The organism is Citrobacter sp. CK180 (assembly GCF_030333655.1).
GTDB lineage: Bacteria > Pseudomonadota > Gammaproteobacteria > Enterobacterales > Enterobacteriaceae > Citrobacter_B > Citrobacter_B koseri.
This window is the reverse complement of record NZ_JAOWFM010000054.1, coordinates 331,028-344,128: the sequence shown is the minus strand read 5'-3', so window position 1 is coordinate 344,128 and position 13,101 is coordinate 331,028. Positions and strand designations below refer to the sequence as shown.

The following is a 13,101-nucleotide window of genomic DNA, read 5'->3' as shown; positions in this document are numbered from 1 at the left end:
GAAACGGGCCATAAAGCAGCCTGAGTGGTCGGCAAAATGTAAAATAGTTGTTGTTTTGTGCCATTTGCCCAACATCTCCTGTGACTAAGCAGCAACATCTCCGGTTCGAAACGCATCGCGTATTACATCAATAACATTCTCCAGCACCGGGTCACGCAAGCTTAATTTGTTGTAATGCAGCGAAAAGTCGATTCTCTCATCGCTTAGTGGCGCATAGGGAATGCGCTTGAGCGGCCAGCAACGGCTAAATAAGGTGTAGAACCGGGTGGGCATCATCCCCAGCAGGTCGCTGCTGGCGATGAGTGAGGCAATGGTGAAGATGTTGTAGCTGCTAAAGTTGATTTGTCGTTCAGGGAAGAGGTCCTGGATACGCTGACGCACCAGGCTGAAATTCTGCCCTTCGAGCATCAGCAGAGTATGGTCGACCGCTTTCAGCTTCTCTTCGGTTAGCGGGGCGGAAAGTGAAGGGTGATCCTGGCGACAAACCAGCTCAACAGTATCGGCAAACAGCACATGGTGATGAATGGCCCGACTACTGTAGATATGGGTATCGATGACCAAATCGGTCTGAAACTGGCTGAGCTGGCATTCGGCGTCGCTTACCGGAATGTTGCGTAACAGAAGCTGCGGATACCGGGATTTGATCGCCTGATAGATGGTTGGCATGACTAACGCCCCGATAGAGGGAGGCGTGCCTATCGTGATGGTGCGCTGTTTGTCGTAACTGCCGGTCAGATCCAGCGCGCCCAGAATAGATTCCAGCCCCTGGCTAATATACTCATGCAGATGGGTGGCATAGGCCGTCGGGGTCACGCCCTGGCCTTTACGGATAAATAGCGGGTCGGGAAATATAGCGCGTAATTTTTGAATAGACTGGCTAATAGCGGATGGCGTTAAATTAAGAATTTTCGCAGCATTGACGATGCCTTTATGAACGTATACCGCTTCAAAAATAGTCAAGAGATTAAGGTCAATATTTCTCAGCGTTCTGAAAATTTGAGGTTTGTCTTCTGGCCGTTGCTCGATTAGACGTCGTCCCGGCAGATTATTATCATTCACGCTCTCGCTCCGAATTTATTCACGTTATAAATAATAGTAGGGTTTATATTTATTGCATTTTTGATTTGGCTTAAATATCGCCTGAATGTCAATATCAGTAACAATTTCAACAGGGTAACAAACAGTACATTCGGATTTTAGCCACGGCGAATCCCCTCATTCTGATGGCTGATGAGGTTGCGTCATTGACGGTTTTAGCTTAGGCATAACGAAAATATAGAAACCGGGCGGAGAAGTAAAGCATTCAAGCAATATATAGTTAATGACCCATGAATTGCGTGGGTCATTATATTTTATTGATTAAGCAGGAATATATTCATGAGGTGGATTGTTTAGCAGGGCTAAAATATTGGCCAACAGGCGAGGGGCAATATTATCCGTCGTTGCGTTATTATCCCATTGCGATATTTTCGCCATTTCCATCCCGGCATAACCGCAAGGATTGATGCGTAAGAACGGAGAAAGATCCATATTGACGTTTAATGCCAGACCATGAAAAGAGCAGCCGCGACGGATTCGTAAACCCAGTGAGCAGATCTTTTTTTCTCCCACATAAACTCCGGGCGCATCGGCTCGCGGATGCGCATCAATACCCAGTTCGGCAAGCGTATTGACGACGGTTTGTTCCAGCAGCGTTACCAGCTCCCGCACGCCCAGCTTACGGCGTTTAAGATTCAGCAGAACATACATTACCTGCTGGCCGGGGCCGTGATAGGTGACTTGCCCGCCACGATCGCTCTGGATCACCGGAATATCGCCGGGCATTAATACATGCTCCGCTTTACCGGCCTGACCCTGGGTGAAAACAGGAAAGTGCTCAACTAACCAGATCTCATCGGGCGTGTTTTCATCGCGGGTATCGGTGAATTCGTGCATGGCCTGGGAAACGGGTTCGTAGGGCTGAAGACCGAGCTGGCGGACAAGAATTTTATCCTGATACAAAACGGCATCTCCGTAGAGAATGAACAAAAGAGGGAGAAAAGTATATCACAGCGGGGGAGAATGTTACCCGGGCAACGCCGGGTAACGAACGGATGTATTACAGCACCATACGAACGATATCGATATTACCCAGTTCTTCGTACAGTGTTTCAACCTGCTCGATATGGGTTGCGTTGATGGTGATTGAGACCGAGTGGTAGTTACCTTTGCTGCTCGGTTTTACCGTCGGGGAGTAATCACCTGGCGCATGGCGCTGTACCACTTCAACCACCTGATCAACCAGCTCAGGCAACGCCTGCCCCATTACTTTGTAAGTAAATGGCGTAGGGAATTCAAGCAGTTCGTTAAGTTTGGTTTTCATGTCAGCTCCGGCATTACATCAAAAAATAATAACTCCCACAGCGTGTGGGAGTTATCAGGATACTCAGTATATGGGGATGGAAATCACACTTTCAAGTGCTTAATTTTTAACCAAACCAGTGATGGAACATTAATTTAATGTAATCAATGATTTTGCCGAAGAAGTTACCTTCAGGAATTTCCTGTAGTATCACCAGCGGGCGCTGCTCAATGGTTTTGCCATCCAGCTGGAAGTTGATTGTGCCGACGACCTGGTTTTTCTGCAACGGGGCATGCAGTTCAGCCGTGTTCAGCACGTAGCTGGCTTTCAGATCTTTCATGCGGCCGCGAGGAATAGTCAGATAGACGTCTTTATCCACACCCAGCGAGGCGCGGTCGGTATCGCCAAACCAGGCCGGTTCAGAGGCAAACTCTTTCCCGACTTTCAGCGGGTTTACGGTTTCAAAGAAGCGGAAGCCCCAGGTCAGCAGTTTTTTGCTTTCTGTTTCACGACCTTTGTAGGTACGTCCACCCATCACCGCAGAGATCAGGCGCATCTGGCCTTCAGTTGCCGACGCCACGAGGTTGTAGCCGGCTTTATCCGTGTGGCCGGTTTTGATCCCGTCAACGTTCAGGCTGTTGTCCCACAGCAGACCATTGCGGTTTAACTGGCGAATCCCGTTGAAGGTGAACTCTTTTTCTTTGTAGATAGAGTATTCGTTTGGCACATCGCGGATTAACGCCTGGCCGATCAGCGCCATGTCGCGCGCAGAGCTGTATTGTCCATCAGCATCCAGGCCATGAACGGTCTGGAAGTGGGTGTTTTTCAGACCCAGGGCATTCACATAGCTGTTCATCAGCCCGACGAAGGCATCCTGGCTACCGGCGGCAAAGTCGGCCATCGCCACGCAGGCGTCGTTGCCGGATTGCAGGTTAATACCACGGATTAACTGGGAAACAGGAACTTGCATACCTGGTTTCAGGAACATCAGGGATGAGCCTTTAAATACCGGGTTGCCGGTAGCCCAGGCGTCGTTGCCGATCGTCACCAGATCGGTTTCTTTAAATTTCCCTGCTTTCATCGCCTGGCCGATGACATAGCTGGTCATCATTTTGGTCAGGCTGGCGGGATCGCGGCGCGTATCCGCATTTTGTTCCGCCAGCACTTTGCCGGAGTTGTAGTCGATCAGGATATACGACTCCGCATCGATCTGCGGAACGCCTGGGATCATGGTTTTGATATTCAGGTCATCGGCATGCGCGCTTGTGATAAAGGCGGCGCAAAGAGCCGTGGTGAGCGCCATGCGCTGCATGAAACGAGCGGAAAAAGTGGTCTTCATGGTCTGAACTACGACGTCCGTGATGGAATTAAAAAAAGTGCCCTACTATAGCAAAAGCATAACCGGCAGGCATCTGACTTTCCGCGTGACTTTGTTAATGTCATTTACAGAAATTGACAATTCAGATGCCCTTTGCAGGCTACTGCGCGCTGGCGATAAAGGACTGTAACTGGGCTTCAGATTGCAGACGCTGCTGCAACGCGCTGGCTTCAGTTTTGCTGGCGAATGGCCCAAGCTGAATGCGCCAGACCGCGCCGTTTTGCATCACACGGCCCGGTACGCCAAACTGCTGGCTTAAACGCTGCTGGTACTGCTGCGCGCGCGTTTGATCGCTGACCGCGCCAACCTGAACCACGAAACCGCTGCTTGCGGCGGCCGGAGCTGGAGCCGGCGTCGGGGCAGCGACTGCGCCCTGAGTCGAACCAGGAGCCGTTACCGGCGCGGCGGGTGTCGCTGCGGCGGGCTGTGGCGCGGACGTTGCTTCGCTGCCTTCGAGCACCCCGGAGGCGAGCGTGGTCGGCGCGCCAAGGAAGCCGCTGCTGTTGACCGGTGCGCCGCTCGGGTCATCGCTTTTCAGCGTCGAATTGCTTATCGCCCGGACATCGCCTTGCGGCTGTACTGATTCCGGCGCGGAAGAGACGCTGCCCATGCCGCCGCTTAAATCAGGGCGCGCGGGCAGGGCGTAGGTCTGTTTCGCCACTGTCGTGCAGGCCATGCCTGGCCCTGACAGTGAACCATCCTGCGCAACGATAATGGGATCAATGCGGACTTTGGTGTTATTCGACGTATTCAGACGATCGGCCGCCGCGCGGGAGAGTGAAATCACCCGATCGTTACCGTAAGGGCCGCGATCGTTAATGCGTACCACGATCATCCGGCCATTCGCCAGATTCGTGATTCGCGCATAGCTCGGGATCGGCAGCGTTGGATGCGCAGCGGTGAGCTGCATCGGGTCAAACGCTTCGCCTGATGCGGTCAAATTGCTGCCGGGTTCCGCATCATAAATGGCGGCAAGCCCGGCCTGGCTAAAGCGAGACGGGTCCTGGACAATTTTGTAGCTTCTACCGTCTCGTTGATAATCCTGATTTGCTGTCGGGCTCAGAGGTTCATAACGTGGCTCCGCCCCGCCGATCTCAACAATCGGCCCGTTACACACCGCAGGCTGCGGCGCGACGGCAACCTGCTGCTGACCATCATCACTCGAACACGCCGCGAGTAACATTATTCCTGCCGCGACGCAGACTCCTGGCAACTGCTTACGCATTGCGCACCCCTTACACGCTTTTCGACAACATTTTTCTGTGGGTGTGGATCGACATAACAATCCCGAACCCGGCCATCAGCACTATCAGTGCGGAGCCTCCGTAACTGACCAGCGGGAGTGGAACCCCTACAACGGGCAGAATACCGCTCACCATACCAATATTTACGAAGACATAAACGAATAATATCAACATTAAACCACCGGCCATCACGCGGCCAAAGGTGGTTTGCGCGCGGGCAGCGATCCACAGTCCGCGCATAATCAGCAGAATGTAGAGCGCCAGCAGGATTAATATTCCCACCAGGCCTAACTCTTCCGCCAGTACGGCGAAGATAAAGTCGGTGTGGCGTTCGGGTAAAAACTCAAGCTGCGACTGAGTGCCGTGCAGCCAGCCTTTACCGCGCAGGCCGCCGGAGCCAATCGCAATTTTAGACTGGATGATATGATAACCCGCGCCTAAAGGGTCGGTCTCCGGGTCGAGAAGCATCATGACGCGCTGGCGCTGATAATCATGCATCAGGAAGAACCACATGATCGGGATAAACGCGGCAATCAGCACCACCGCAATGCCGATTAAACGCCAGCTCAAACCAGACAAAAACAGCACGAACAGGCCGGAAAGGGCGACCAGAATCGAGGTGCCCAGGTCAGGCTGCGCGGCGACCAGCAGAGTCGGCATAAAAATCAATACCAGCGCGATAGCCGTGTTTTTCAGCGACGGCGGGCAGACATCACGGTTGATAAAGCGCGCCACCATCAGGGGGACGGCGATCTTGGCGATTTCAGAAGGCTGAAAACGGACGATCCCCAGATCCAGCCAGCGTTGCGCTCCTTTGGATATCGCCCCGAAGGCGTCTACCGCCACCAGCAGGATGATGCAGAAAATATAGAGATAGGGCGCCCATCCTTCGTAGACACGAGGCGGGATTTGCGCCATCACCACCATAATGACCAGACCCATCGCGATCTGACCGATTTTTCGCTCCATCATGCCAATATCCTGGCCGCTGGCGCTCCAGATGACTAATGAACTGTAAACCAGCAGCGCCAGCAGAATCAGTAACATCGTGGGATCGATATGGATTTTATCCCAGAATGTTTTTTTGTTCGGATTATCCGTCACGATTATTGGTCCTCCGCCGCTGCAACCGCCGGGTTTTCCGCAGGCAAATTGGTGTTGTTGTCGCCCAACATGATGTGGTCAAGAATCTGACGCATGATTGTACCGACAGCCGGGCCCGCACCGCCGTTTTCCAGGATTATGGCGACAGCAACCTGGGGATTGTTATACGGCGCGAATGCCGTCATCAGTTTATGGTCGCGTAGTCGTTCAGCAATTTTGTGCGCGTTGTAGGTTTCGTTGGCTTTCAGGCCAAAGACCTGCGCCGTACCAGACTTCGCGGCGATTTTATACGGCGCGCTGGCGAAATATTTATGCGCAGTGCCGTTAGCGCGGTTTGCGACGCCGTACATGCCGTCTTTGGCAATTTCCCAGTAACCGGAGTGAATATCGCCGACAGGCGGTTCGTGCGGCTGTACCCACGGCACCTGCTTGCCATTCTCCGCCGTGCTCATCAGCAGATGCGGCACTTTTACCACCCCGTCGTTAATCAGGATCATCAGCGCCTTGCTCATCTGGATCGGGGTCGCCGTCCAGTAACCCTGGCCGATGCCCACCGGGATGGTATCGCCCTGATACCACGGCTTTTTAAAGCGTTTTTGCTTCCATTCACGGGTTGGCATATTGCCGGAACGCTCTTCAGCCAGATCGATGCCGGTATATTCCCCGTATCCAAATTTGCTCATCCACTCGGAGAGTCGGTCTATCCCCATGTCATAGGCCACCTGGTAGAAGAAGGTATCCGCTGACTCTTCAAGGGATTTGGTGATATTCAGATGACCGTGCCCCCATTTTTTCCAGTCGCGGTAACGCTTCTCAGAACCCGGCAACTGCCACCATCCGGGGTCGAACAGGCTGGTATTGCGGGTGATCACCCCCGCGCTTAAAGCGGACACCGCGACATACGGTTTAACCGTTGAGGCCGGCGGGTAAACACCTTGCGTCGCCCGGTTTACCAGCGGCGTATTCGGGTCGTTGAGCAACCCTGAGTAATCTTTGCTGGAGATGCCATCCACAAACAGGTTCGGGTCGTAGCTCGGCATGGAAACCAGCGCCAGTACGCCGCCTGTCCGTGGGTCGGTTACGATCACAGCGGCGCGGCTGCCCGCCAGCAGCGTTTCAATATATTGCTGGAGTTTCAGGTCAATTGTGAGATGGATGTCATGCCCGGCCTGCGGCGGCACCTCTTTAAGCTGACGGATGACGCGGCCACGGTTGTTGACTTCAACCTCTTCATAACCCGTCTGGCCGTGCAGCACCTCTTCGTAATAGCGCTCAATCCCCAGCTTGCCGATATCGTGTGTGGCGGCGTAGTTGGCCAGCTTACCGTCTTTATCAAGGCGTTCGACGTCTTTATCGTTAATCTTCGAAACGTAGCCGATGACGTGGGTTAGCGCGGAGTTGTAAGGATAGTAGCGGCGCTTGTAGCCTTTCACTTCCACGCCAGGAAAACGGTACTGATTGACGGCAAAACGCGCGACCTGCACTTCGGTCAGGTTCGTTTTGACGGGAATAGAGGTAAAACGGTGTGAACGTGCGCGCTCTTTCTTGAACGCGGCAATGTCATCGTCGTTCAAATCGACCACGCTGCGTAACGCATCCAGCGTTTGCTGAACGTTATCGACCTTCTCCGGCATCATTTCTATCTGATAAATAGTGCGGTTGAGGGCGAGGGGGATGCCGTTACGGTCATAGATGATCCCACGGCTGGGGGCGATGGGGACCAGTTTGATGCGGTTTTCGTTTGAGCGGGTCTGGTAATCGGTAAAACGCACGATTTGCAGATTATAAAGGTTGGCGATGAGCACGCCGGTCAGCAGCAAAATACCCAAAAAAGCGACCAGCGCCCGGCGCACGAACAGCGCGGACTCAGCCGTATAGTCGCGAAAAGAATTCTGTAGTTTCATCCGCTGCTTAATCTACTCAAGGCTTAATAATCACTCACGGTGATAAGGGTGGTTGGTGGTAATGCTCCACGCCCGGTACAGACTCTCTGCCACCAGCACCCGAACCAGCGGGTGGGGGAGGGTTAACGCAGAAAGTGACCAGCTTTGTTCCGCCGCCGCTTTACAGGCCGGAGACAACCCCTCAGGGCCGCCAATCAGGAGACTGACGTCGCGACCATCCAGCTTCCAGCGCTCCAGCTCAGTCGCCAGCTGTGGCGTGTCCCAGGGTTTCCCTGGGATATCAAGGGTGACGATACGGTTTTTGCCTGCGGCCGCCAGCATCTGCTCACCCTCTTTATCGAGAATACGTTTAATATCCGCGTTCTTGCCGCGTTTGCCCGCTGGAATTTCGATCAGCTCAAACGGCATGTCTTTAGGAAAACGCCGGAGATACTCCGTAAAACCGGTTTGTACCCAGTCGGGCATTTTCGTACCGACAGCGACAAGTTGAAGCTTCACGCATTAACTCCAGAGTTTTTCCAGTTCATACAGGCGACGGCTCTCTTCCTGCATGACATGGACAATCACATCACCCAGGTCAACGACAATCCAGTCGGCTACGCTTTCACCTTCAACGCCAAGCGGCAACATGCCCGCCGCGCGAGATTCCTGTACAACGTGGTCAGCAATAGACATAACGTGACGGCTGGATGTACCGGTGCAGATAATCATGCAGTCGGTGATACTGGATTTACCCTGAACATCTAAGGTGATGATGTCCTGACCTTTCAGGTCATCAATTTTGTCGATTACAAAATCCTGGAGTGCTTTACCCTGCAAGTTTTCCCCCTGGGTATTACGGATGAATATAAATAAGCCTGTCAGTATACCTGAACCCGAGGCGATGTCGGGACTAATGTCATCAACGGGCGTTTAAAAGTGGGTTATCATCCCATCCCGCACAACAGATTGCATCGCCATTTTTGTAAAACAATTTCTGCAAAGCTCTGAAGGGCGGGAGAAGTCTGGCGCGGAGGATAGCAGCCTGTCAGGGGGTGTCAATGGCCGAAACGCCCCCGAGGAGAAAAAACAGAAATATCACTCGCCGTGATGCCAGACAGCCCGACTGTTTAACACCTTCAGCGTGGCGAAATCTTCACAAAAATCAATGGCGCTCCAGCATCCTTGCTCAACCCTGAAATGCCATAATGAGGCGGCGGGCATGGACAATAATCGCGCGATCATGAGACTCAGAACCCCCTGGTGGCTCACGACCAGCAGGTTTTTATTATCTTTATAATCAGCAAGTTGTGCAATAAAGCGCTCTACGCGTTGTGAGAACGCCTGGAAGCCTTCCCCATTGGTCGGGACGGCGTTCTGCCAGTCGGTGCACCAGGCCGCGTAACTTGCCGCGTCTTCGCGGCTCAGATCGCGGTGATGACGCATCTCCCAGTCGCCAAAAAACATCTCGTTAAGCTCCGGGAACAGGCGCTGCGGTACGTCGCGGTCGTGAAGCACCAGCCGCGCCGTGTGGCGGGCGCGTTCCAGTTCGCTACAGAATACGTTGTCAAAGGGGACATTGCGCAGCAGATTATTCAGCGTTTGCGCCTGGGATATCCCTTTTTCTGTCAGCGGAGTGGGGGCGTGGCCGCTGTATAATCCGGCTACATTGGCTTCGGTTTCCCCATGACGAACTAACCAGAGTCGCATGTTTTTCCTCGTGATACGTATTCGCGCAAAATATGATATTCACCCTGATTGCGCAGCGCTTTTTCACTAAAATAGACTTTTTATCGGAGGCAAGATGCCTTTACTGAAGAGTGCGCATGGCGGTAACACCCGGGAAGCCGCCGCATTGTTGGGCATCTCGCCTGAACAGTTGCTGGATTTTAGCGCAAATATTAATCCTCTGGGTATGCCAGGGCGCTTAAAACGCGCGCTTATCGACAATCTTACCTGCGCGGAGCGGTATCCTGATGTGGATTATCAGCATTTGCACCAGGCGCTGGCGCAGCACCATCAGATCCCCGCGTCATGGCTCCTGGCCGGAAATGGCGAGACGGAATCCATCTTCACGCTGGTTCACGGGCTGAAGCCGCGTCATGCCATGATCGTCACGCCGGGCTTTGCCGAGTATTGCCGTGCGCTACAGTGGGGCGCGTGTGAGATACATGAATTTGCGCTTCGCGAAGCCGATGGCTGGCAACTCACGGATGCTATTCTGAATGCGCTGACCCCGGATCTGGATTGCCTGTTTCTCTGTACGCCAAATAATCCAACCGGACTCCTGCCTGCCCGCGAACTGTTACTGGCTATTGCGGAACGCTGTAAGACGCAGGGGATCGCGCTGATCCTGGATGAGGCGTTTATCGATTTTATTCCGGGTGAAGAGGGCTTTATTCCGCTGTTGCAGGGCAACCCGCATATCTGGGTGCTGCGTTCACTCACCAAATTTTACGCCATTCCGGGGCTGCGGCTGGGCTATCTGGTGAACAGCGACGAGCAGGCGGTCGCGCAAATGAGAGCGCAACAGATGCCCTGGTCAATCAACGCGTTTGCGGCGCTGGCCGGAGAGGTTATCTTGCAGGATGCCGCCTATCACCAGGCGACCTGGCAGTGGCTGGCGGAGGAGGGGCAACGCTTCCGTCAGCGGTTACATGCGTTTCCTGGGCTAACAGTTTATCCCGGTCGGGCGAATTATCTTTTATTACGCTGTGAGCGGGAAGGTCTGGATTTGCAACGCGCCTTGCTGGAGAAGCACATTCTGATCCGCAGCTGTGCTAACTATCCGGGGCTTGACGCGCGTTATTACCGGGTGGCGATTCGCAGTCAGGAAGAGAACCGCCGTCTGCTGACGGCGCTGGCGGAAGTATTTACCGATACAACCCTTGCTGGTTGATGTAGTTCAGGACGGATTCCGGCATGAGATCGTCGCACGGTTCGCCTTTCTCCAGCCGCTCGCGGATAAGGGTGGCGGAGATATTGAACCAGGGCGTTTCAGCCAGATAAATTTTACCCGCCGGGAGCGCGTGCAGATCGTCCGGCGTATGGGTTAAATGGCGCTCCAGCCACTGCTGATGCTGCTCTTTCACCATCTCAAGCGGGTAGCCGGGGCGTCGGCAAACGATCAGGTGAGTATTGTCAAGAATGGTTTCATAGTCATGCCAGGTCGGGAACGTCAGTAAGGAGTCCTGGCCGATGATAAACGCCAGCGGCGCGTCCGGGCCTTGTTCTTCACGCCACTCTTTCAGCGTTTGCGCGGTGTAAGAGGCGGTATCGCGTTTGAGTTCGCGCTCATCCAGGATAAACAGCGGCTTGTCGGCGATAGCCAGCTCAAGCATATATTTACGCTGTGCGCTGGACGCTTCAGGCTGTGGACGATGGGGCGGTACGTTATTGGGCATGATAATCACCCGCGACAGGCCAATCAGATTGGCCAGCGTTTCCACGGGCTTGAGATGACCATAATGCACGGGATCAAAGGTGCCGCCGAACAGAGCCTGTAACGATTTCATATCAACCATCAATAAAAACATCTGCCAGCGCTTTGTGGCAGAGAAGGAGAGAAAGCCCCTCCAGCTCAGCCCACACTGACTGTCCATAATCTTGTTTTAGCGTAATTTCCGTCCGCGTCAACAGTTGCACTGCCTGGCGAAGCTGGGTTTGCTGGAGCCGATTCAACGCATCGCCAATCATGCCGCGACGGTTTTGCCATACCCGATGTTTATCAAACAGCGTGCGCAGAGGCGTATGGGCGGATTGCCGTTTAAGGTTAACCAGCATCAGTAATTCGCGTTGCAGGGTGCGCAGTAGGATCACGGGTTCACTGCCTTCAAGGCGCAGTTGCTGCAAAATATGCAGGGCGCGTTTGCTTTTGCCCATCAATAACGCATCCACCCAATGGTATGGCGTGAAGTGCGCCGCGTCGTTGACGGCCTGCTCTACGCGTGGAAGCGTGAGCTTACCGTCAGGCCAGAGGAGTGAAAGCCGCTCCAGCGCCTGCGCCAGCGCCAGCAGGTTGCCTTCGTAGCAATAACACAGCAGCTGATTCGCGGCGTCATCCAGCTGCAAATTATTCTGCTTTGCTCTGGCGGCAACCCAGCGCGGTAGCTGCGCCTGCTCCGGCGTCTGACAGCTTACCTGCACGCCAGTGCCCGCCAGCGAGGTATACCAGGCGGCGTTTTCCTGGGCTTTGGTGAGCTTGTTTCCGCGCACGATCAGCAGCAGGTCGTCATGCAGCAAACCGCTGAGCGTTGCGAGCTGTTCATTGATCGCCGCATTCGGGCCATTTTCCGGTAGCAACAACAGCAGCGTTTGACGGCTGGCAAACAGGCTCATTGCCTGACACTGCGAGAACAGAGTTCCCCAGTCGGTGCTGGTGTCGATCGTAAAGGCGTGGTGTTCTTCGAACCCTTGCGCAGCGGCCGTCAGACGAATAGCGTCCTGGCTTTCCTGCAACAAGAGAGGGTCGTTGCCCAGGAGCAAATACGCCGCGCGCAGCCCTTCATTGAGCTGTGCGCGGAGTTGTTCAGGGTACAACCGGATCATCAGTTACCCAGCGTGGTGGACACGCGTGCCGGGGAAGATGCTGGCGTCGCCGTGGTGTTTTCAGCGGCGTCCGCGTTTTCCTGGGATGACTGAGCATCAGCGACATGGATACTCGGCAGCTTGCGAATCAACTGTTCGGCCGCTTTGTCATACATCTCTTTGATGATCATATCCTGTTCATTATCCTTCGCCAGCGCGGTTTGCGGGTTATCAAAGAATGAACGGTACACTTTCGTGCTGATCGGATAAATATCATGACCCGGGATCAGAACGCTTGCACTGACGCTCATGACCATCTGGTATTCCGCCGTACGGCCATCCTGGAACACGGAGGCGGTATCTTTAGAGATACTGGTCCGGCCAAGGCGCAGTGACGGAACATCCTGGCGCGTTGTATCTTTTTCAAGCAATTCAATATTGTTAAGACGCAGTTGGTTACGTACCGCCCGGCTTAATGGTCCATTCGGATCGCTTGTATCAAGAATCATAGTTTTCATCGTGCTGGGCACCTGCGTAGTGCTACGCAGATGCCAGCCGCACCCGGCGGTGACCAGCACCGCCAGGGATAACAACAATGTTGTCAGATGTCGCACGCTTCCTCCC

General features: G+C 54.0%; 14 protein-coding genes. 1 reads left to right on the top strand and 13 read right to left on the bottom strand.

The annotated features are described in order from the left end of the window. Positions 1–84: 84 nt before the first annotated feature. From OGV50_RS18400 to OGV50_RS18355, 10 genes are all read right to left on the bottom strand, one after another. Positions 85–1,059 carry a YbeF family transcriptional regulator gene (locus tag OGV50_RS18400; RefSeq protein WP_047458193.1) on the bottom strand — a complete coding sequence of 325 codons (975 nt, stop codon included), beginning with the start codon at positions 1,057–1,059 and terminating at the stop codon, positions 85–87. A 300-nt stretch (positions 1,060–1,359) separates the two neighbouring features. Beyond that, positions 1,360–2,001, bottom strand: a complete 642-nt coding sequence (lipB, locus tag OGV50_RS18395) for a lipoyl(octanoyl) transferase LipB (RefSeq protein WP_047458192.1) — start codon at positions 1,999–2,001, stop codon at positions 1,360–1,362. A gap of 97 nt (positions 2,002–2,098) precedes the next feature. Beyond that, on the bottom strand, positions 2,099–2,362 hold the full coding sequence (gene ybeD, locus OGV50_RS18390; protein WP_000850547.1) for a DUF493 family protein YbeD: 264 nt from the start codon (positions 2,360–2,362) through the stop codon (positions 2,099–2,101). Between the two features lie 106 nt (positions 2,363–2,468). Continuing rightward, entirely contained in the window at positions 2,469–3,680 is a 1,212-nt protein-coding gene (dacA, locus tag OGV50_RS18385; protein WP_286488697.1) for a D-alanyl-D-alanine carboxypeptidase DacA, read from the bottom strand. A 139-nt stretch (positions 3,681–3,819) separates the two neighbouring features. Continuing rightward, positions 3,820–4,944 carry an endolytic peptidoglycan transglycosylase RlpA gene (rlpA, locus tag OGV50_RS18380; protein WP_286488696.1) on the bottom strand — a complete coding sequence of 375 codons (1,125 nt, stop codon included), beginning with the start codon at positions 4,942–4,944 and terminating at the stop codon, positions 3,820–3,822. Positions 4,945–4,954: 10 nt separating this feature from the next. Next, positions 4,955–6,067, bottom strand: a complete 1,113-nt coding sequence (mrdB, locus tag OGV50_RS18375) for a peptidoglycan glycosyltransferase MrdB (protein WP_012133352.1) — start codon at positions 6,065–6,067, stop codon at positions 4,955–4,957. A 2-nt stretch (positions 6,068–6,069) separates the two neighbouring features. Continuing rightward, positions 6,070–7,971, bottom strand: coding sequence for a peptidoglycan DD-transpeptidase MrdA (gene mrdA, locus OGV50_RS18370; protein WP_012133351.1), 1,902 nt, complete (start codon positions 7,969–7,971; stop codon positions 6,070–6,072). Between the two features lie 30 nt (positions 7,972–8,001). Next, positions 8,002–8,469: a 23S rRNA (pseudouridine(1915)-N(3))-methyltransferase RlmH gene (gene rlmH / locus OGV50_RS18365; protein ID WP_003022725.1), complete on the bottom strand. Its 468-nt coding sequence runs from the start codon at positions 8,467–8,469 to the stop codon at positions 8,002–8,004. A gap of 3 nt (positions 8,470–8,472) precedes the next feature. Further along, on the bottom strand, positions 8,473–8,790 hold the full coding sequence (gene rsfS, locus OGV50_RS18360) for a ribosome silencing factor (RefSeq protein ID WP_012133350.1): 318 nt from the start codon (positions 8,788–8,790) through the stop codon (positions 8,473–8,475). Positions 8,791–9,048: 258 nt separating this feature from the next. Beyond that, on the bottom strand, positions 9,049–9,660 hold the full coding sequence (locus tag OGV50_RS18355; protein ID WP_200075475.1) for an adenosylcobalamin/alpha-ribazole phosphatase: 612 nt from the start codon (positions 9,658–9,660) through the stop codon (positions 9,049–9,051). A 94-nt stretch (positions 9,661–9,754) separates the two neighbouring features. Here OGV50_RS18355 and cobD point away from each other — a divergent pair, with 94 nt between their 5' ends. Continuing rightward, positions 9,755–10,849 carry a threonine-phosphate decarboxylase CobD gene (gene cobD / locus OGV50_RS18350; RefSeq protein ID WP_286488695.1) on the top strand — a complete coding sequence of 365 codons (1,095 nt, stop codon included), beginning with the start codon at positions 9,755–9,757 and terminating at the stop codon, positions 10,847–10,849. Here cobD and nadD read toward each other — a convergent pair. From nadD to lptE, 3 genes are read right to left on the bottom strand one after another with little or no spacing between them, the layout of a single operon-like run. After that, positions 10,824–11,465: a nicotinate-nucleotide adenylyltransferase gene (gene nadD / locus OGV50_RS18345; protein WP_024130547.1), complete on the bottom strand. Its 642-nt coding sequence runs from the start codon at positions 11,463–11,465 to the stop codon at positions 10,824–10,826. The genes cobD and nadD overlap by 26 nt on opposite strands. 1 nt (position 11,466) lies before the next feature. Further along, positions 11,467–12,498: a DNA polymerase III subunit delta gene (gene holA / locus OGV50_RS18340; RefSeq protein ID WP_012133346.1), complete on the bottom strand. Its 1,032-nt coding sequence runs from the start codon at positions 12,496–12,498 to the stop codon at positions 11,467–11,469. Continuing rightward, a complete protein-coding gene (gene lptE, locus OGV50_RS18335; protein WP_024130546.1) occupies positions 12,498–13,091 on the bottom strand; it encodes an LPS assembly lipoprotein LptE in 594 nt (197 codons plus the stop codon). The genes holA and lptE overlap by 1 nt, the downstream gene beginning before the upstream one ends. Between the last annotated feature and the right edge of the window lie 10 nt (positions 13,092–13,101).